Source organism: Sinomicrobium oceani (genome assembly GCF_900119185.1).
In the GTDB taxonomy this organism is placed as follows: Bacteria; Bacteroidota; Bacteroidia; order Flavobacteriales; family Flavobacteriaceae; genus Sinomicrobium; species Sinomicrobium oceani.
This window is the reverse complement of the sequence record NZ_FPJE01000042.1, coordinates 1-19,359: the sequence shown is the minus strand read 5'-3', so window position 1 is coordinate 19,359 and position 19,359 is coordinate 1. Positions and strand designations below refer to the sequence as shown.

Annotated in this window: 20 protein-coding genes; 8 read left to right on the top strand and 12 right to left on the bottom strand. The window is 40.9% G+C overall.

Annotated features, from left to right (window positions below; all coding sequences use genetic code 11):
• A partial coding sequence (locus BT112_RS21005) for a helix-turn-helix domain-containing protein (protein WP_175545853.1) occupies positions 1–128 on the bottom strand: 128 nt, incomplete at its 3' end.
• A gap of 120 nt (positions 129–248) precedes the next feature.
• Between BT112_RS21005 and merTP the strand changes: the two genes are divergently transcribed.
• From merTP to BT112_RS22100, 3 genes are read left to right on the top strand one after another with little or no spacing between them, the layout of a single operon-like run.
• Complete coding sequence (gene merTP, locus BT112_RS21000; protein ID WP_072319422.1) at positions 249–821, top strand: mercuric transport protein MerTP; 573 nt, start codon at positions 249–251, stop codon at positions 819–821.
• A 1-nt stretch (position 822) separates the two neighbouring features.
• A complete protein-coding gene (locus BT112_RS20995; protein WP_009781463.1) occupies positions 823–2,169 on the top strand; it encodes a dihydrolipoyl dehydrogenase family protein in 1,347 nt (448 codons plus the stop codon).
• A 12-nt stretch (positions 2,170–2,181) separates the two neighbouring features.
• Entirely contained in the window at positions 2,182–2,388 is a 207-nt protein-coding gene (locus BT112_RS22100) for a GDCCVxC domain-containing (seleno)protein (protein ID WP_072319420.1), read from the top strand.
• An 82-nt stretch (positions 2,389–2,470) separates the two neighbouring features.
• On the opposite strand, the gene BT112_RS20985 is transcribed toward BT112_RS22100, so the two are convergent.
• The 11 genes from BT112_RS20985 to BT112_RS20935 all read right to left on the bottom strand — a co-directional run bounded on the left by BT112_RS20985 (position 2,471) and on the right by BT112_RS20935 (position 15,182).
• Positions 2,471–3,133, bottom strand: a complete 663-nt coding sequence (locus BT112_RS20985) for a P-loop NTPase family protein (RefSeq protein WP_072319419.1) — start codon at positions 3,131–3,133, stop codon at positions 2,471–2,473.
• On the bottom strand, positions 3,117–3,869 hold the full coding sequence (locus BT112_RS20980; RefSeq protein ID WP_072319418.1) for a hypothetical protein: 753 nt from the start codon (positions 3,867–3,869) through the stop codon (positions 3,117–3,119). Before BT112_RS20980 ends, BT112_RS20985 begins: the two co-directional genes overlap by 17 nt.
• 2 nt (positions 3,870–3,871) lie before the next feature.
• Positions 3,872–4,156 carry a helix-turn-helix domain-containing protein gene (locus tag BT112_RS20975; RefSeq protein WP_072319417.1) on the bottom strand — a complete coding sequence of 95 codons (285 nt, stop codon included), beginning with the start codon at positions 4,154–4,156 and terminating at the stop codon, positions 3,872–3,874.
• 295 nt (positions 4,157–4,451) lie between these two features.
• Positions 4,452–5,303, bottom strand: coding sequence for an RteC domain-containing protein (locus BT112_RS20970; RefSeq protein ID WP_072319416.1), 852 nt, complete (start codon positions 5,301–5,303; stop codon positions 4,452–4,454).
• 81 nt (positions 5,304–5,384) lie between these two features.
• Entirely contained in the window at positions 5,385–6,083 is a 699-nt protein-coding gene (locus BT112_RS20965) for a VIT1/CCC1 transporter family protein (RefSeq protein ID WP_072319415.1), read from the bottom strand.
• A gap of 11 nt (positions 6,084–6,094) precedes the next feature.
• Positions 6,095–7,264, bottom strand: a complete 1,170-nt coding sequence (locus tag BT112_RS20960; protein WP_072319414.1) for an efflux RND transporter periplasmic adaptor subunit — start codon at positions 7,262–7,264, stop codon at positions 6,095–6,097.
• A gap of 10 nt (positions 7,265–7,274) precedes the next feature.
• A complete protein-coding gene (locus BT112_RS20955) occupies positions 7,275–11,618 on the bottom strand; it encodes a CusA/CzcA family heavy metal efflux RND transporter (RefSeq protein WP_072319413.1) in 4,344 nt (1,447 codons plus the stop codon).
• 193 nt (positions 11,619–11,811) lie between these two features.
• Positions 11,812–12,540, bottom strand: a complete 729-nt coding sequence (locus tag BT112_RS20950) for a rubrerythrin family protein (protein ID WP_083565024.1) — start codon at positions 12,538–12,540, stop codon at positions 11,812–11,814.
• A 41-nt stretch (positions 12,541–12,581) separates the two neighbouring features.
• Positions 12,582–13,043, bottom strand: a complete 462-nt coding sequence (locus BT112_RS20945; RefSeq protein WP_083565023.1) for a DUF2231 domain-containing protein — start codon at positions 13,041–13,043, stop codon at positions 12,582–12,584.
• Positions 13,044–13,119: 76 nt separating this feature from the next.
• A complete protein-coding gene (locus tag BT112_RS20940; RefSeq protein ID WP_072319411.1) occupies positions 13,120–14,493 on the bottom strand; it encodes a sensor histidine kinase in 1,374 nt (457 codons plus the stop codon).
• A gap of 20 nt (positions 14,494–14,513) precedes the next feature.
• The gene (locus BT112_RS20935) at positions 14,514–15,182 is read right to left on the bottom strand and encodes a response regulator transcription factor (RefSeq protein WP_072319410.1); all 669 of its coding nucleotides are present in this window, start codon (positions 15,180–15,182) and stop codon (positions 14,514–14,516) included.
• Between the two features lie 148 nt (positions 15,183–15,330).
• On the opposite strand from BT112_RS20935, the gene BT112_RS20930 reads away from it, so the two are divergent.
• The 5 genes from BT112_RS20930 (at position 15,331) to BT112_RS20910 (ending at position 19,069) form a co-directional block, all read left to right on the top strand.
• A complete protein-coding gene (locus BT112_RS20930; RefSeq protein ID WP_072319409.1) occupies positions 15,331–15,777 on the top strand; it encodes a thioredoxin family protein in 447 nt (148 codons plus the stop codon).
• A gap of 1 nt (position 15,778) precedes the next feature.
• A complete protein-coding gene (locus BT112_RS20925) occupies positions 15,779–16,762 on the top strand; it encodes an FAD:protein FMN transferase (protein WP_072319408.1) in 984 nt (327 codons plus the stop codon).
• Positions 16,759–16,971, top strand: a complete 213-nt coding sequence (locus tag BT112_RS20920) for a DUF4266 domain-containing protein (protein ID WP_072319407.1) — start codon at positions 16,759–16,761, stop codon at positions 16,969–16,971. The genes BT112_RS20925 and BT112_RS20920 overlap by 4 nt, the downstream gene beginning before the upstream one ends.
• 7 nt (positions 16,972–16,978) lie before the next feature.
• A complete protein-coding gene (locus BT112_RS20915) occupies positions 16,979–18,310 on the top strand; it encodes a DUF3570 domain-containing protein (RefSeq protein WP_072319406.1) in 1,332 nt (443 codons plus the stop codon).
• 84 nt (positions 18,311–18,394) lie between these two features.
• Positions 18,395–19,069 carry a winged helix-turn-helix domain-containing protein gene (locus BT112_RS20910; RefSeq protein ID WP_072319405.1) on the top strand — a complete coding sequence of 225 codons (675 nt, stop codon included), beginning with the start codon at positions 18,395–18,397 and terminating at the stop codon, positions 19,067–19,069.
• The last annotated feature ends 290 nt before the right edge of the window (positions 19,070–19,359 follow it).

The following is a 19,359-nucleotide window of genomic DNA, read 5'->3' as shown; positions in this document are numbered from 1 at the left end:
AGCTGGTAACGTTGAAAAAAAGCGATGTACTTGCTTACGGTATTACGGGAGATCCCCAACTGGGAACTGATCCGGCGCTTACTGACCCCGGCACTGTATAACTTGAATATCTTTTTTACTTTTCGCATTTCTATTTGTTTGTTGGCCATAATCTTTTTAACAAAAAAAGACTATTGCGCACACTTCAAATAGAATCGATTTTTAGTGGTTCACTTTCATCCGTTTTAGGTGGTTCACTTTCACCCGCTGTGCTATGCTCACTTTCACCCGTTTTTAGTGGTATACTATATCCGTTTTTTGCACTAATCGCAGGAACAAGCGGAATTGCTTCAACATTTTCTTGGATAGAACCTTTTAGACCTTATCTAATTGGAATGACAATTTTAGTTCTTGCTTTTGCTTGGTATAAAAAACTAAAACCTCAAAAAGAAATTGACTGTGAATGCGAAACGGAAGAGAAACCAAAATTCATTCAATCAAAAACCTTTTTAGGAATTGTAACTGCATTTGCAATTATAATGTTGGCTTTCCCGTACTATTCAGGAATTTTTTACCCAAACACGGAAAAGCAAATAATCGTAGTTGACAAATCGGATATTAAAACAACAGAATTTACAATCAGCGGAATGACCTGTGTCAGTTGTGAAGAACACGTCAAACACGAAGTAAATAAACTAAACGGAATTGTAGATACAAAAGCGTCCTACGAGAATGGAAACGCAATCATTGAATTTGACAAATCCAAATCTAATGAAACGGAAATCGAGAAAGCAATTAACTCAACAGGTTATAAAGTAACCGACAAAAAAGAAATCAATTAGTATGAAAGAATATGATGTATTTATAATTGGTTCGGGAATGGCAGGAATGACCATCGCAAATAAATGTGCCTCAAAAGGGCTAAAAGTAGGAATAACGGATGAATTACCTTATGGTGGCACCTGTGCTTTGAGAGGTTGTGACCCAAAAAAAGTGATTATAGGCGCTACGGAAGTTCGAGACTTTGCTAATAGGCTTAAAGGAAATGGTATTGATACCATACCTAAAGTCAATTGGAAGGACATTATGGCCTTTAAACAATCCTTTGTGGATGAAATGCCACCAAAAATTGAAAAAGGATATAAAAAGAACGGAATAGACACCTTTCATAGTTCAGCAAAATTCCTGTCAGAAAACACATTGGAAGTTGGAACAGACAAAATAAAGGCTAACAAAATTGTAATCGCATCGGGTTCCAAGCCAAGGGTTTTAGAATTTGAAGGTGGTCATTATGCAAAATCCAGTACCGATTTCTTGAATTTAGCAAAATTGCCAAAATCTTTAGTATTCATCGGTGGTGGATATATCGCTTTTGAGTTTGCACATATAGCGGCTCGATGCGGAGCAGAAGTCACTATTGTTCATCGTAGAGAAAATCCCTTGGAAAATTTTGAACAGGATATTGTAAAACATCTTGTTTCTGCCACAAAAGAGTTAGGCATAAAACTCATTCTTAATACAGATGTTACGGCTATTGAGAAAGTGGATAGCCAGTATCGAGTAAAAGGTAAATCTCAAGAGAAAACAGCATATTTTGAAGCTGAAGCTGTTTTTAACTCTGCCGGACGACCACCAGCCATATTTGATTTGGAATTAGACAAAGCGAACATAGCCTTTACTAATAAAGGTGTTACAGTGAACAAATACTTGCAAAGTACTTCAAACCCTCATATTTATGCAGCAGGCGATGCTGCAGATTCAGAAGGTTTGCCCTTAACGCCAGTTGCAGTTCTGGAAGGTCATACGGTTGCTTCAAATATTATTAAAGGCAATTCTAAAGAAATAAGTTATCCGCCAATGCCAACAGTGGTGTTTACGTTACCAACTATGGCTTCTGTTGGATGTACTGAATCGAAAGCGAAAGAGCTGAATTACAATATTCGAATTAATTATAAGGAGGTTGGTAATTGGTTCAATGCCAAGCGTTTGAATGTAGAAGAATATGCGTTCAAAACTATTATTGACGAAGAAACTCAAACAATTTTGGGAGCGCATTTAATCGGACCACATACAGAAGAAACAATAAATCTCTTTGCAATGGCCATAAAAACAAAGATGAAGGTTAATGATATTAGAACAATGATTTTCTCATATCCAACTTTGGCTTCGGACATACCACATATGCTATAATAAAAAAATTGAATGGAAATTATATTAAAATCAGAAATTACTTGTCCAAACTGCGGACATAAAAAAGTAGAAGATATGCCAACAAACGCTTGTCAATTCTTTTACGAGTGTGAGAATTGTAAAACGGTTCTAAAACCAAACGAAGGAGATTGTTGTGTTTATTGCTCTTATGGAACTGTACCTTGTCCGCCAATTCAAGAAAACAAAAGTTGTTGCTAAAAAATTCGCCGACTCTGACCGCCAAATAGTATATAGATGCCCAGGCACAAAGAAAGTACTCTTTGAAAAAAATATTTTAAGTTCACTTTCTTTTATCCCCAGCCCCTTCATCAAAGGCTATCAAATTAAACAGTTCCCGCATCCGGCTACGGACACGGTTTCCGTAACGTTCTTCCAGTTCCTCAGCGTTTAGGTTTGTAGTTGCGTGAGTTTTGATTTTATGCTTGGTTTGAAGGTAAAGTTCATATCTCGAAAGTAAGACTTCACCCATCACATTCAGGTCTTTACCGTAGAACCTTCCGGCAGGTTCTACGCCCAGGTCGTCAAAACAGAAAAATTTTGTATTTCCATAATCCTCGATGGTCTTAAAACCAAGATGATTAAAACTGAATGCCACATTTCGGCAGGGGATCATTTCATAAGGTCTTTGCAATGGCACTAAATGGCGTAAAAGTTTCAATAAACTGGTTTTCCCGCACCCTACTGGGCCCGAAAGTAAAATACCTTTGTCAACATCGATCTGAAATTTTTGGCAGTTTTCCTTGTCCTTGATGAAGTAGGAACAGAGTTTCAGTAAAATATCCTTGTCCTTTTCATAGATTTTGAATTTTTCGCCAAAAAGCAGCTTGCCCTTGGCATTCAGGTAAGTCAGGATTTTCGGGAAATCGTAAAGCACACATTTCCCGTCGAATTTGCCCAGCGAATATTCTACGCCGCCTTCGGTTATTTTAGAGGGGTTGTCCATAATCCTTGGTTTTAGTGGTTTTGAGGTTGTCCCGATTTTGGGACGCTCCATTTTTGTTTGGTTTGTTTTCTTCGGTAAATAACTCGGTTCTATCCATCCAATTTTTAGCTAAAGCTCGCCAATCCCTGATCGTTTTTCCATCGCTTGTTTTCCAATCGTTGGCTTCATAATGCGCAAAGAATTTTTTTCCTTCATCAACATTAAAACTTTTTTCAATAAAAAAATCTAAAACGGCCTGCCTGCCCTTTGGTTGTTTATTAATGTTTACTTGTTTGGTATTGTTTATATTAGATACCAATGCTTGTCCACTCACGGGACGGTGCGGGTACACAGCTTGTCCGTTGGTGGGACGGTGCTGGTTCACTACTGGTTCACGTATGGGATGGTACCGTTCCGCAAGCTGTTCCAATTCGGGATTGTACCGTCCCATATCCGGTTCATCACTTGTCCCGATAATGGACATCTTGATCTTACTTCCTTTGTACGGATTATTCGATGGGAAATAAATCAGATACTCCCAAGAATCGAGGTCGGTTATGCAGCGATGATAAGTAGATTTGGAACCTATTTTGGCCACGCGCATCAGCTCGCGGCGGTTCACAAAAAACTCATCAGCAAATCGGCTGCTGTTCCATTCTTGGAACAGAGCCATATACAGGCTGATATGGGTTGGGTTCAAGCGGTCATCGAAGAAAAATTTTTCAAAAGCCGCATTGAGTAGCTTTATATAATTCATCGCTAAGAATTTAGTCCGTGCTGCACACGGTTTGCGGTCATTACATTCTGGATTTCCTCGGCATCATAGTAAATGATACCGCCCACTTTGGTGTAGGGCAATGTGCCATTGACGCGAAGGTTTTGGAGAGTTCCCGGACTTACTTGGAGTAAATCCATAACCTCGGAAGATTTGAGGTATTTTTTGAGTTTGCCGGTCGCTTGTCGGGATAGGAGCTTTTTAATGTCATCGAGCAATTCCATTTTGAATTCCCGAAGATCGTCTGTGGTAATGATACTTGTTGGCATAATAGAACGGTTTTAAAAGAAAAGGACTACCGCCTCAGTCTAAACTAATTTGATAGCCCCTCGCAGGATTTGACTTTCGTTCTACAAATTTGGGGTAGTTTATTGGGTTTTATTCCCAAGTCACACCCAAGTTGGGTGTTTTTATATTCTCATTTTCAATGTGTTAAATTGGTTTTATTTGATTGTTTACCTTTGGAAGGTCAATACTAAATACCATTAAAAAAAATTAATTTTATTTTTCCCCAAGTCGCACCCAACTTGGGAGAAAATTTAACGTTTTCAGAGTCGCTATAAATTAACCGTCAGTTTCTTCCATCCTTTGTAAAAGCGTGGATTTTAGCCTGTCAATAAACTTGGTGGGGTCAATTTTTCGTTCACGTATTTCTAAAAAAGTTCGATACACATTTCCAAGATTAAGATCAAAAATACTTTCACAAGCCATAGCCATTTCTTTAATCCCTGCCGTTCCGCTTTTTATGGCTCCAGAGGCCTGCAAGGCATATATCAATTCGATCAAGTCTGTTTTTGAAGCAGTCCAGCTTAGCCGGTCCCCGTTTGCCAAGGTGTTTAATTTCCTTGGTTTTCCATAAGATAGATTCCTTAAATCTTCCAATTCCTGAATGTAGTGGTTGACCAAGAGGTCATACGCCATAATTTTGGCAACGGCGTTATCGTGGCTTGTAGAAAATTCCGCATCGGTGTAAAAGTGGGATGTATCTGAAACCAAGCTGATTTTGTCCTTTCCCCTCAAAAAATAAAATTCATCAAGAACGGTAGATCCCTCCCTATAATACTTTATAAAGTCCAAATGGCGGCGATTGCTTTCCTGAAGTTTTTTAATCTCACTATCTATGAAAATCTGTTGGGATTTAATGGTTCCTGCGGGCCTATTAATCAAAAAATTATAGAGTTTAGCATAAAATTTCAAACGGCTATACACATAGGGTTTGTGGTTTTTAAAAAATGTTATTTCTTCCTGTGGATTGCCGAACTCATTTTCCCTCACGCATATTCGTAATTTTTGAAGATACTGTCTGGAAATCGAGATTCCTTTTTCAACGACGCTGAAATCATTTAGGTTGGATTGCTCAATGGTTCTTATTTCTTTTTTGTAATCATCTATTATCTTGAGTAAAAGTTTTTTCAAATCTGATCTGGGTTTTTGATAAGCTTTAGTTTGGGGGCATTTAAAAGTGTGCGTGTTCTTACATTACAGTAAAATTCTTTTTTAAAAAACATTCATACCAAACCAATAGCCAATCAAAGCGGTCATACCCATTGCGATAGTTCCCCAAAAAGTAATTCTCAAAACCGCTTTTTTGACGTTAGAACCACCGGCTTTAGCGGAAATTGTACCTAAAACTATTAGGAAAAGTGTTGCGGAAAGGTATTGCACATATTCCATTCCATTCAAAGGGGCAAGCAAGGCCACTATTACAGGAAGTATGCCACCAAAAGCAAATGCTCCACAAGAAGACAAAGCCGCTTGTAGGGGTTTGGCTTGGGTAATCTCATTGATTCCGAGTTCGTCTCTTGCGTGTGCTTCCAGAGCATTATGGGCCGTTAACTGGTGGGCTACCTGTTTGGACAGTTCCTTATCCAAGCCTCTTTTTTCGTATATTTTAGCCAGTTCTTCCAGTTCTTCATCGGGAGTTTCCCGTAATTCCTGTTCTTCCCTTTTCAAGTCGGCAGTTTCTATATCGCTTTGTGAACTTACCGAAACGTACTCTCCTGCGGCCATCGAGAAAGCCCCTGCCACAAGGCCGGCAATCCCTGCAAGAACAATATTCTCTTTTGTTGCGCTCCCGGCAGAGACGCCAATAACGATACTCGCTGTTGAAAGTATGCCGTCATTTGCACCCAATACGGCTGCCCTCAGCCACCCGCTTCGTGATCCATAATGTTTTTCATCGTTCGTGTGTTTCATAATAGGGGGGTCTATTCTTCCTTGATCAAAGGGAATGCCCCTTTTGTTAAAAACTGGTCGTTATTTTTAAAATCGGAAGTGTTTTTGATGATCGTAAAGCCATTAAAAGCGTTGCCCGTCATTACTTCCCTTCTTTTGAATACATAACTGCTATCGGTTTTCTTCTGTAAAACCAATACGTAATCGGTATCATCCAAAGAAACGATACTTTGGGTGGGTAGTGCCTTTGCATTTTTTTGGTCCGTAATGATTTCGGCTTCCACAAACATTCCGGTGGCAAAACGGGTCTTTTTATCCTCATCCTTAAAATGACCGTGGACCTTTACCGTCCTCTTTTCCTCACTGATAGACGTGCCTACCAAATGTACTTCGCCCTCAATGGTATCGGTACTAGCTTCGGGAATGCTGAACCGTATTTCTTGGCCTTTTTTTAACTTCATCACATCTTTTTCAAAAACATTTAGCTCAAGGTGCAGGTGATCTGTATCAATAATCCGCATTAGTTCATCGGCAGCCGAAACATACATTCCCTTATTGATGTTCATTTCGGTAATACTTCCGGCAATAGGGGCGTAAATGCGTATAACGGAAGAAATAGTTCCGTTTTCAACCGCTTTGGGGTTCAAATTGAGCATCTGTAATTTTTTCCGCATCGACTGATATTTAGATAGGTTTCGCTTATACTCGCTTTCCGCTTTAAGGTAATTTTTTTCGGAAGTGATATTTTCTTCAATGAGGGCTTTTTGACGGTCGTATTCCGATTTTAAATACTTCATCTGCTCCATCGCATCCAGATAGTCCTGCTGCATTTGTACATAATCGGGATTTTCAAGACTTACCAAAAACTGTCCTTTTTTAACTTGATCACCTATTAACAATGGGGTCTCCTTCACGTAGCCATCTGCAAACGAACTTATTATTGCCTTATTCTCGGGCGGGACATCGATCATCCCCGTGGCATCCACGGTTACAGGAAAGGTATTTTCCTGCATTTTGCCCAGTTCCATATCGCTGCCCTCAAACTGTGCAAGGCTTACTTGTGTTCCGCCGTTATTGGCAGTAGAATCGGATTTTGCTCCGTTGCCCCCCGTTTCTTTAGAATTTCCTTCGGAATTTCCACAAGAAACAGCAACTATCAATACAGAAAGGGAAATGATAAATTTAAATATATATTTTTTCATTGCGTCAGGATTATAGTGTTAGGTAATTTATGCGGGTAACGATTTGGTTATATGCATTAAGGTTTTCGTAATAAGAAAGTATGATCGTATAGGAGTTTTCAAGGCTTTGGATGTATTCAAAAAAATCGATCTCCCCATTCTTATAACTTAATGTAGCGGTCTTAATAATCTCTTCAGAAAGACCTTTCCCTTCATTTTCGTAATACGAAAGTGCCTCTTGGTGCTTGCTCATTTGCTGAATAAGCTGGTTATATTCCGAATTCAAGCGCACCTTATAATCGGCACTTTCCTGCGCTGCGGCCCGTTTTGCGATTTTGGCCGCTTTTATTTTTGAAGAATTCCCAAAGAACAGCAGGGGAATATGAACACCTACTTGATAGCCTTGCAGGGGGCTGTTGATCACATCATTGTTCCATTGAAAATAGGTCAAGCTGATATCGGGCAATAGCCGCTGTTTCTCCAACCCGGCTTCGGCCTGAAAGTAGTCGCTTCGATCCTGATAATAATCCAGACCGGGATTGCCCTCGATCCCCATATTCTTTATGGTCAATTTTTGAAAAGGCTGTATTTTGACTACAATTTCCTCTTCCGTATTTAGCAGCGGTTTTAATCTTTCTCGGGAGATATCAAGTTCATCCCGGGCCTGTTTAAGTTGGGTTTCCAGTTGTTTTTGTTTGGACCGGGCGGTTATCTTTTCGAGGTAATTGCTTTCACCGAGTTCAAACCTTCTTTTTGCTGCATAAGCAAATTTTTGGTACAAACTGTCCAACTGCTCATACACTCCGATTTTCGCCTTTTCATATTGAAGTTGATAATACACTTGGGTTACGTCCCGTTCCAATCGCAATTTTTGCAGTTGGTAGGTACTTTGCTCCTGCCGAAATTTGGTTTTGTTCATCTTTTTTCGGGCAAAATAAACCGTTGGGAAATTGAAGTTTTGGGTCACGCCCAGCACGTTCAGCGCCTTGTTGTTGGAACGGTTGCTATCGTCTTTTCCAAAATAACCCTCTGTTTTATCGAAGGCAAAGGCACTCCCTATAAGCGCATCGGCCTCATCCACGCGAAGCGAAGAAGCTTTCAGTCCCAGGTTGTTCTCAAATGCCATCGCCTTCAATTCCTCCACATTTTCGATGGTCTTGACTTGTGTCTCTTGAGAATATCCCGAAAAACCGATCAGCAAAAGCACTACGCTCAAAGCCTTGATTCGATGATTATCATTCCCTTTTTTCGTATCCTTTTTCTCTTTGTTGAACAGGGCATAAATTACGGGCAATACAACCAGGGTAAGCAGGGTGGAGGTAATTAAACCACCGATCACAACGGTTGCCAAGGGCCGTTGAACCTCGGCACCCGCCCCTGTTGAAATAGCCATCGGCAGAAAGCCCAACGCTGCAGCACTAGCGGTCAATAAAACGGCACGCAAGCGATCTTGGGCACCGCTCACGATCAAATTATCGTCATTTTTCATTCCTTCTTCGCGCAGCTCTTTAAAATGTTCTATGAGAACAATTCCGTTGAGCACGGCAATCCCGAACAATGCGATAAAACCCACCCCTGCCGAGATACTGAAGGGCATTCCACGGATCCAGAGAAAAAGTATGCCCCCCACCGCCGCGAGCGGAATGGCCGAAAAAATCATCAATGCTTCCCGTATGGTCCCAAATGCGAAGTATAGCAATATAAAAATAAGCACCAAAGCTATGGGTACCGCAATTTTGAGCCGCGCCGTTGCACTCTGTAAATTTTCAAATTGTCCGCCATACGTAACGGTATATCCCGGCGGTAGGCTAATGTTGTCATCCACGATTTTTTTGATTTTATCGACCACGGTCTGCAAATCGCTGCCCCTTACGTTTACACCCACCACAATCCGTCGCTGGGTATTGTCCCGTGAGATTTTGGCCGCCCCTTTTTGGTAGGTAATGTCGGCCAATTCGCTGAGCGGCACTTTTTCACCGGAAGGGGTGTCCACATAAAGGTTCTTTAAATTTGAAATATCCTGCCGACTGTCCTTTTGAAGCCGCAGCACCATATCAAAACGTTTTTCACCTTCAAATACGCTGCCCATCGTTGCCCCCGAAAACCCCATTGTGACGATTTTGTTCAAATCTGCAATGTTCAATCCATACCGTGCGATTTTATCACGTTTGTAATTGACGTTCATCTGTGGGAGGCCCACAATTTTTTCAACGGTGATATCGGTAGCCCCATTTACGTCTTGGATGAGATTTTTTATCTTTTGTGCCTTGGCATTCAGAATATCCAGATTTTCACCAAAAATCTTTACGGCGATATCGGCACGTACCCCGGTAATGAGTTCGTTGAAGCGCATTTCTATGGGCTGGGTAAACTCTATTTCCATTCCCGGAATTACGGAAAGTGCCTTTTTAAATTCATCGGCAAGTTCATCTTTTGTTTCAGCGGTAACCCATTCATCTTTTGGTTTTAGGGATACAATAACATCGCTCTCTTCCATAGACATCGGATCGGTAGGTACCTCGGCCGCGCCTATACGGCTCACCACCTGTTCTACTTCTGGGAAGCTATCGATCAAAATATTTTCCATTCGGGTAGTGGTTTCTATCGTTTTGCTCAGGGAGGTACCAGTTTTTAAAACGGGTTGAATCACAAAATCCCCTTCATCCAGCTGCGGTATAAATTCCCCGCCCATCCTACTGAAGATAAATCCTGAAATTATAAGCAAGAGCACGGCGATCCCCAGTACAAATTTTTTTCTGCGAAGTGCCCAGTAAATTACTGGTTTATATTTTCGGTTCAGAAACTTGATGAGCCGTACCGAAATATTCTTATCAGAAGGTTCTTCCGATTTTAAAAATACAGCGGAAGCTACCGGCACATAGGTCAGACATAGAATCATCGCCCCAATGAGCGCAAAGCTGAAGGTAAGTGCCATCGGCTTGAACATCTTGCCCTCGACGCCGCTCAAGGATAGAATCGGGATAAATACGATAAGAATAATCAGCTGCCCGAAGATTGCTGAATTCATCATCCGGGAAGCACTATTGAAGGTAACCCGGTCTTTTAGATGGCGGAGTTCCTGTTTTGCAAGATTATCGTATTCCTTGTGTTTTTGGGTGATTTGGTAGGCGGTAAATTCCACAATAATTACCGCGCCATCTATGATGATCCCAAAATCGATCGCCCCCAGGCTCATTAAATTGGCGTCTATCCCGAAAATGTACATCAGGGAAAGCGCAAACAACAGACAGAGCGGAATAACCGACGCCACCACCAGACCGGAGCGGAAGTTGCCCAGCAAAAGAACAACCACAAAAATCACGATAAGACAGCCAATGATTAAATTTTCGGCAATTGTAAAAGTTGTACGGCCAATGAGTTCGCTACGGTCCAAGAAAGGTTTTATCACTACACCCTCGGGCAGGGATTCGGCAATCTTAGCTACTCGTGCCTTAACCGCTTCGATTACTTGATTGGAATTTGCGCCTTTCAACATCATTACCTGACCAAGCACAGTTTCGCCTTTCCCGTTGGCGGTAATTGCACCAAAGCGTGTGGCTTGTCCAAAACCCACCTCGGCTATGTTGTTGATATAAACCGGGGTGCCGTTGTCATTTTTAACTACGATGTTGCGAATATCGTCCAGCGAAGTGACCCGTCCCTGACCACGGATAAAATAGGCTTGATTTACTTTTTCTATATAACCGCCACCGGCAACGCTATTGTTGTTCTGAAGGGCCGTGAACACATCGGATATGGAAATGTTCATCGCGTTCAGTTTTTTGGAGTTGATGGCAACTTCGTATTCTTTTACATAACCGCCCCAAGCGTTTATTTCTACGACCCCCTTAATACCTGAAAGTTGTCTTTTTACGATCCAGTCCTGAATAGTCCTGAGGTCTTCGGCCGAATAACGGTCTTCAAAACCGGGCCTGGTATCCAAGGTATATTGATAGATTTCGCCCAGACCGGTGGTAATAGGCCCCATTTGGGGCTTTCCAAATCCATCGGGGATTTTTTCGGAAGCCGATTTTATTTTTTCGGCGATAACCTGTCGAGGTAAGTAGGTGCCGAGATTTTCCTCAAATACAATGGTAACCACCGACAGGCCAAATTTAGATACCGAGCGAATTTCTTTTACCCCGGGCAAATTGGCCATTTCCAGTTCTACAGGATAGGTAATGTACTGTTCCATATCCTGGGTGGAAAGGTTTTGCGAAGTGGTTATCACCTGAACTTGGTTGTTGGTCACATCCGGTACGGCCCCAATGGGGATTTGGGAAAGGGAATACACCCCAAAACCGATAATAAAGGCCGTAAACAGAAGAATGATCAGTTTATGGGTAATACTGAATTTAATAATCTTATCGAGCATAACGAAGTTGTTTAGAGATCACAAATCTAAATGAATTGCTATATGTTAATACATTGGCTTCCTTAAGATTGGCTTAAGATATGACGGTGAGGAATGTGAGTTAATCTATCATCTCTGCCAATAAAAAAGCCAAAGCCCTGAGAATGATCCTAGAACCTTGGCAATTCAACCATCAACACTAACCAAAGTTAATTTAGAGTTTTTCCACTTTAGTGAACGTATCCGCTTTTGCGAGCGTGATCTCACACCGCTCCGGTGCTTTATCTGCGTAAGTATTTCCGCATACGGGGCAGATATAATATACTTTGGCCAAGGAGTTTAAATGATCAGTTTCCAGATCGGCCAATGCGGCCTTATAGTAATCCCTATGTTTTTTTTCCACATTATAAGCATAGGTAAAGCTCATTTGAGCCATATAATTACCCTCGGCGTTTGCATCTTTTATAAAACCCGGGTACATTGATTTGGCTTCATAACTCTCGCCACCGATGGCGTTTTTCAGATTTTCCTTAGTGCCTTTAAGGGGGTAATCGGGCTTTACTTCTGGGACTTTAACGCCCTCCATTTCCATAATGGTCTGATGGTTTCCGGCGTGGACCGTCTCTGCCATTGATACCGCTTTAAAAAGAAGTGCAATGCCGTGGTATCCTTCTTCTTCGGCCTTTTTACTGTATGCCTGATATTTGGCTATTGCCGTTCCTTCCCCCTTATAGCCGTCCTGTAGGTCTTTGGCGGCCTTGCCATTGGGGTCGAGTTTTTTGTTCTCAATAGTTACGGTTGCACCGTTTTGTTGCTCGGGAAGGGCCTTGTTTTGTTCCGTGGTATCCCTAAGTTCTATTTTTTGGGGCCGGTCTTGGCACGATTGAAATAGCACCCCCAAGAAGGCCATTGCCATTACGCTTATTTTAACTGATTTTTTCATAATTATAGATTTTGTCAGGGAACTTTAGCTATCCCTAAATGTTATTGTACTTTTTCATTAAACTCAGGCAGTTTAAGCTCAAGGCCTGCTCCGTGTTCATAGACCAGCTCACCACCTTTATTTCCCGTATTTATTATGGAACCTACCAATGCGGCAAACAATAAAATGCCCACCCATTTGGTCCAAGGACGTTCATATTTAAAAAAGAGTAGGGCTGCACGGTAGATTGCGGTAATAATGGCGAGCCAAAGGGTTATGAGCGCCGCTTCCTCGTGGGCCTCGATCGCCTCGGCCAACCTTCCGGTCTCGATACCTTCGGCGGCATAGCCGCCGCTGATATAGGCCGCTATCGCTCCAACTGCACCCAGCAGTAAGAGGTAAAATGCTATTTTCCTAAAAAGGATTTGATTGTAAAACAATGCAATGATCTCAGAGAGAAACCCGACCATCAATAGCGCGATGGGAAAATGGATGATCATTGCGTGAAGGTGTACTGCTGACATTTTGTTTGTTTTTAAAATTCAAGGTAAAGGTATTGACATTGCCTACACCTTTGGTCAGCAGCACCTTAAGATTGGCTTAAAATGTAATGCGAAGGATAGTTCCCCTATGAAGTTCACTTTCTATGGAAAGGGTAGCACCTATGGCATCGGCAGATTTCTTGGCAATTGAAAGGCCGAGGCCGTTCCCGGAAATATGTTTATGCGCCAAAGCATCGGATCTGTAAAAACTATTGAATATTTTATCCATATCCTCTTTCTTAATACCGATACCTTCATCCTTGACGGAACACACAACGGAATCATTTTTCCTTTGTATTGAAATGAAAATACTACCTCCCTCTTCAGAGTATTTTATGGCATTCTGAATCGCATTATCCAAGATCAAATTGGCATAATACCGGGGCACTTGATATTCGATGGAATTATCTAAATCTGTTTTAATACGAAGCCCTTTTTCAAGGATTTTATCTTTGTATTTTGAAAGGATCCCATCAATTAAGATGGGGAGGATTTCGAGATCATCAGATGATACTTCCGAGGGGGTTTCCATTCTAGCTAATGTCAATAACTGCTCTAGCGTTTGTGTCATTGTATCGATAACGCCCAGGCTATACCCTATTTTCTTTTCGTATTCCAGTTGGCTTCGCTCTTTTTGAATGAGAACCTCCAAAGTTCCACTCAAAGAGGATAAGGGGGTGCGCAACTCGTGCGAAGCATCTGAGGTAAATTGCCGTTCACGCTCAATCGTCCTCTCTATTCGGTTCAGCAAATCGTTGATCGCAGAGGACAATTCGTGCAGTTCATCTTTTTTTTGAGGTAGTATGACCCGTTCGTTCAGGTTGTTGCGGGTAATGTTGTTTGTGGTCGAAATAATAGATCGTATAGGGGCAATACTGCGCCCGGCCAAAAAGCTGGAAATAAAAAACAACCCAAAAAGGACTATGGGGTAGATGATCAGTAATGTGTTGCCAAGATTATTGATTACCTTGATAGAACCTTCTAGCGACATTGCCGCTACCACATAGCCCTTCAGATCTCCATTTTTTTCGATGGGCAGTTGCACCTGCCGAAGGGGTTGATCAGCGAGAAGGGCATTGAAGTGTTGCCCAGCTTCCTGATCTGCGGAGGTGGTTAATTGGTTTTCTTTTAAATTGGGGGATTTATCGAAAAGTGTACCGTCTTTACCCGAAAGCTGAACAAATACCGGGTTTACCTGAACCTCGGTATGTTCCCGTTCTTCCAGTTCCTTTTTGTTGAAAAAATAGATACTGTCCTTGGTTATAGCGATTTCACGGGTATGTTTTTGTACTTCAAAATTGAGGTCTTTATCCAAGTTGGCATAAACGCTGCTTTTCACCACAAAAAAAATCCCCAGAAAAACGACCGCTATTATCAGCCCTGTCGCCACAATATAATGAAGGGCAATCCTATTTTTGAAATTAAGCTTCATTTTAAATAATCAGTATTTCATTAATCTTTTACAATGTATCCAATACCCCGAATCGTCTGGATATGGTTTTCCTGCTTCCCCAAGTCCAGTTTTTTCCGCAGGGCATTAATATAAACATCAATGATACTGGTGTCATAGTCAAAATAAATATCCCATACTTGCTGTATAATTTCGATACGTTCACAGACTTTCCCCTTTTTTTGAAGCAAATACTGCAACAGATCAAATTCCCTTTGCGTGAGGTGTACTTCCAGATCATTCTTAAAAACCTGATGGGTTTCCCTATTAAGCGCAATGTTTCCTACGGAAAGTAATTGATTTTCTTCCTGCGGGCCGCTACGCAACTGTACCCTCACCCGTTCCAATAATTCCTTGAAATGGAACGGCTTTTTTATATAATCATTGGCCCCGGCCTGCAATCCAATAATAGTCTCATCTACCGTGTCCTTTGCGGTCAAAAAAATTATGGGTGTGTTTTTGAATTTTTCCCTGAACCGGGTGCAAATCTCAATACCGCTGATCCCGGGTAGCATCCAGTCCAGTAGCAGTAACTTATATTCTCCGGTAAGCGCCAACTCCAGGCCTTTGACGCCTTCTTCCGCGACATCTAAACGAAAGCCCTTTTCTTCCAGACCTTGCTGGACGAAATCAGCGATTCCTGGTTCGTCTTCTACGAGAAGTATCTTCATTTTACAAATGTTGGTTTTAAATTGAAAATTTAGGTATTACTTTCCTTAAGATTCGCTTAAGATTTAAAATTCGGCAATGCTTTGTTAATTAAGACCTATATATTTGATTTTTTAAAAACCCAAAAAAGATACAAGAAAAAATAATACTATGACAGTAAAAAAAATAGCTATGGTTTTGATCTTGGCGCTGAGCTTCTTGAATGTAGCCAATGCCCAGGAATGGCAAAAAGATCTCAAAAAGGCCGAGAAGATCGCTTCAACCGAAGACAAACCTATTGTATTGGTCTTTCAGGGTTCAGATTGGTGCGCGCCCTGTATTAAACTGGATAAAGAAATATGGTCAACCGATGCCTTTAAAAATTATGCTAAAGAGCATTTTGTGATGCTCAAAGCTGATTTTCCGCGTCGGAGCAAAAATAAGTTGGCGGCTGAACAACAGGAAAAAAACAACAAATTGGCCGAAACCTATAATCCGGAAGGTTATTTTCCACTCGTTGTTGTTTTGGATAAAAGCGGAACGGTGTTGGGAAAAACCGGTTACAAAAAGACTACTCCTGAAGAATACATAAAAACCTTAAACTCCTTTCAGAAATAATTTGAAAAAATTCCTTCTCACCATAATAATCGCCACAATTTCTGTGAATTTACATTCACAAGAAATCCACAAACGCGTGCTCAAATTAATGGGCAGCCGTTTCGAAATTACGGTGGTATCAGAAAATGAGGCAAAAGCAAATGAAGAAATTGACCTTGCCATTTCTGAAATTTCCCGAATCGAAAAATTAATATCTTCTTGGGATCCAAATTCACAGACTTCCAAAATCAATAAAAACGCGGGAATAAAACCGGTAAAAGTTTCTGCGGAATTGCTTGAGCTTATAAAAAGGGCAAAGTCGATTTCAGAATTGACAGATGGCGCTTTCGATATTTCGTATGCATCGATGGATGCCCTTTGGAAGTTTGACGGGAGTATGACCAAAATGCCTTCCGAAGAAAAAATCAAAGCTTCGGTTGCCAAAGTAGGTTATAAAAACATTGTACTAAACCCTAAAGATCAAAGCGTTTTGCTAAAACTTCCCGGAATGAAGATTGGCTTTGGCGCCATCGGCAAGGGTTATGCGGCAGATAAGGCAAAGGAGCTTTTGATGAAAAAAGGAGTTGTTGCAGGTATTATCAATGCCTCCGGTGATATGAATACCTGGGGGCAACAACCTGATGGCAGCGAATGGAAAGTTGCCATAACCAACCCGTTGAACAAAAATAACGCCTTTGCATTGTTGCCAATTGATAATGAAGCGGTCGTTACTTCCGGTAATTATGAAAAGTATGTGATTTTTAACGGAAAACGCTATACCCACATCATCGACCCGCGAACGGGGTATCCAGCTACCGGGATCGTTAGTGCCACGGTTTTTGCCCCGAAAGCAGAATTGGCCGATGCTTTGGCGACTTCCGTTTTCGTAATGGGAAAGGATGTTGGGATAGACCGCATTAACCAATTGCCTGACATAGAATGTATCGTAATCGATGATAAAGGAGATATTTTTACCTCGAACAATATTAAAATAGATTCAAAATGATAAAAAAAGCCGCATTGCTCTTAGTGTTTATGGGCGGAATAACATCCTGTACCGCAGTCAAGGAGTATGAAAAAGTATATATCAACGATCCTGATATGGTCTTGGGAACAAAGAAAGTAGATCGCTACGAAACCAATTTCCATTCGTATCGTGAAGCTGCTTCTGGAGCCAATGGCGGAAAAACCGGAGGTGGTTGTGGTTGTAATTAATAAAGTGATGAAAATGAAATTTTTCTTAGTCAGTATATTGTGTGTTTTCTGTGGTGGAGCGCTTTCCGCGCAAACCCAAGATTCAACAAAAACTTATAAAAAGAGGGTACTCGAAAATACAGAAGTAGATGTATTGGCCAGTTATTATTCTCAGGATGGTGAAAATGCTGCCGTAAGCGGCGGGAAGGGAACAGAAAAGCTTACCGACATTGCGCCGAGCATTGTGGTTTCCATTCCGCTCAATGCGGACGACATTCTGAGTATAGATGCGAACGTATCGGCTTACACCTCTGCTTCTTCCAGCAATATCAATCCGTTTGACGGTAGTGGCGAGGCCGATCCTTTTGTAGCTTCCTCGGGAGCTTCATCAAGCGATGTATGGGCCAATGTGAACGCTTCCTATAGCCATAGTTCAGATGATCGGAATAAAATCTGGTCGGCCAATCTTTCGCTTTCCAGCGAATATGACTATTTCTCTTTTGGTTTTGGCGGAAGCTATACCCGGTTGTTCAACGAAAAAAATACCGAGTTGACCTTGAAAGCCAACGTTTATTTGGACACCTGGAAACCTATATATCCCTACGAATTAAGACCTTTTGCAGCAGGGGGGGATGGCCTTTCCAATGGTCTTTTCAGAAGCTATTCCATTACAGGGAATCAGGACTATAACCCCATATTCTCTGAATTTGGGAACAAATCACGGAATTCGTACTCTCTGGGCTTTAGTTTTTCACAAATACTATCCAAAAAACTACAGATGTCCCTGGAAGGCGATGTGGTACGCCAACAGGGCTTGTTATCCACCCCATTTCAACGCGTGTATTTTAGTGATGTTGAGGATTCATTTATACAGAATTTTCAATTGGCAGATGCCATTGAGCAATTACCCGATACCCGGAACAAAATAGCTGTGGGAGGCCGTCTCAACTATTACCTGAATGAAATTTTTGTGCTTAGGGGGTATTACCGTTACTACACAGATGATTGGGGAATTCAATCGCATACCGCAAGCTTGGAAGTACCCATTAAGATTTCCCAAAAATTTACTCTATATCCTTCCTATCGATATTACAGCCAAACAGCGGCAGATTATTTTGCGCCCTACGAAAGCCATCTTTCTACAGAAGAATTTTATACTTCAGATTATGACCTTTCAAAATTTACCGCCAATCAATACGGTTTTGGCGTAAGCTATACCGACATTTTTACAAATTTCCATATTTGGGATTTCGGGTTGAAAAGCATTGATTTAAAATATCATCATTATGCTAGAAACTCTAGTTTTCGAGCAGATATGATTTCGGGTGGTTTCAAATTTATTTTGGATGGATCGAAGTAGCATATAATGCTTTATTTGTTGCATTTCCTGTCCAAGTAATTTTGGAAAAAAGATTTGTCAAGTGAAGCTGAACAGGACGATTTGATGAAAATATTAATAACTGCATACGATAATGCCCTTCAAACTTCTATCTTCAATTATTTAAAGAATGAAGCCTATGTTTGTGAAGCTGCCCTAAATTTTCAGGAGGCTTCCGAAAAACTCTATTGCTATGAATATGACCTGGTCATCTTAGATTTTAGCTCAAGTAAAGAAATAGGCTTGAACCTTTTATCAGAGCAGAAGAAAAAACACGCATCTTCTGCATTCATAATAATTTCAGACAACTCATCTTTATCAGAGAAGATAACTGCTTTTGATTGTGGTGCAGATGATTATATGGCTAAGCCGTTGCATCTGCAAGAATTGCATTCTAGGGTAAAGGCAGTTTTAAGAAGGGGGAAATTAAATGGGAATGAGACCCTTGTTTTTAAGAAAATTAAAATCGACACCTTCGCCCGTGTAGTATACTTGGATAATAAAGCGATCTCACTCACCCGAAGGGAATACGAACTATTACAATACCTTATTTTAAATAGGGGAAGAGTACTGACAAAGGAAAGAATTGCCGAATATCTTTGGGGCGATGATAGTGATCTACTTGATAATTTTAATTTTTTGTATGTCCACATCAATAACTTACGTAAAAAATTAAATTGGCAAAGTTCCGGTTATATAAAGAGTATTTATGGAATGGGGTATATGTTGGTTCAGGATTGAGTGCTGTTATTATTTTCAACTTTGAGTAATAATGAAATTTGACCCTATTTATTGTTTTTTAGTTTAAGATATTCATATATCTTTGTTTTCACGAATAAAATCGAGGCAAAGGTTACCTATTCGGTTACCTCGTTTTATTGAAATAACATAAGTGTCTGGTAATTAAAATATTGTGGTTTGGTAAGTTAGTTCTGCCACCCCGACTTTTTAACATATCAGATGAATTCAAAACCCTGTTAATCGTATGATTTTCAGGGTTTTTGATTTTTTTTGATTTTTTTTGAAATCAA

Coding starts and splice junctions, on each gene's coding strand:
- BT112_RS20995 (WP_009781463.1), top strand. CDS start 823: ATGAAAGAATATGATGTATTTATAATTGGTTCGGGAATGGCAGGAATG.
- BT112_RS22100 (WP_072319420.1), top strand. CDS start 2,182: ATGGAAATTATATTAAAATCAGAAATTACTTGTCCAAACTGCGGACAT.
- BT112_RS20985 (WP_072319419.1), bottom strand. CDS start 3,133: ATGGACAACCCCTCTAAAATAACCGAAGGCGGCGTAGAATATTCGCTG.
- BT112_RS20980 (WP_072319418.1), bottom strand. CDS start 3,869: ATGAATTATATAAAGCTACTCAATGCGGCTTTTGAAAAATTTTTCTTC.
- BT112_RS20975 (WP_072319417.1), bottom strand. CDS start 4,156: ATGCCAACAAGTATCATTACCACAGACGATCTTCGGGAATTCAAAATG.
- BT112_RS20965 (WP_072319415.1), bottom strand. CDS start 6,083: ATGAAACACACGAACGATGAAAAACATTATGGATCACGAAGCGGGTGG.
- BT112_RS20960 (WP_072319414.1), bottom strand. CDS start 7,264: ATGAAAAAATATATATTTAAATTTATCATTTCCCTTTCTGTATTGATA.
- BT112_RS20955 (WP_072319413.1), bottom strand. CDS start 11,618: ATGCTCGATAAGATTATTAAATTCAGTATTACCCATAAACTGATCATT.
- BT112_RS20950 (WP_083565024.1), bottom strand. CDS start 12,540: ATGAAAAAATCAGTTAAAATAAGCGTAATGGCAATGGCCTTCTTGGGG.
- BT112_RS20945 (WP_083565023.1), bottom strand. CDS start 13,043: ATGTCAGCAGTACACCTTCACGCAATGATCATCCATTTTCCCATCGCG.
- BT112_RS20940 (WP_072319411.1), bottom strand. CDS start 14,493: ATGAAGCTTAATTTCAAAAATAGGATTGCCCTTCATTATATTGTGGCG.
- BT112_RS20935 (WP_072319410.1), bottom strand. CDS start 15,182: ATGAAGATACTTCTCGTAGAAGACGAACCAGGAATCGCTGATTTCGTC.
- BT112_RS20930 (WP_072319409.1), top strand. CDS start 15,331: ATGACAGTAAAAAAAATAGCTATGGTTTTGATCTTGGCGCTGAGCTTC.
- BT112_RS20920 (WP_072319407.1), top strand. CDS start 16,759: ATGATAAAAAAAGCCGCATTGCTCTTAGTGTTTATGGGCGGAATAACA.
- BT112_RS20915 (WP_072319406.1), top strand. CDS start 16,979: ATGAAAATGAAATTTTTCTTAGTCAGTATATTGTGTGTTTTCTGTGGT.
- BT112_RS20910 (WP_072319405.1), top strand. CDS start 18,395: ATGAAAATATTAATAACTGCATACGATAATGCCCTTCAAACTTCTATC.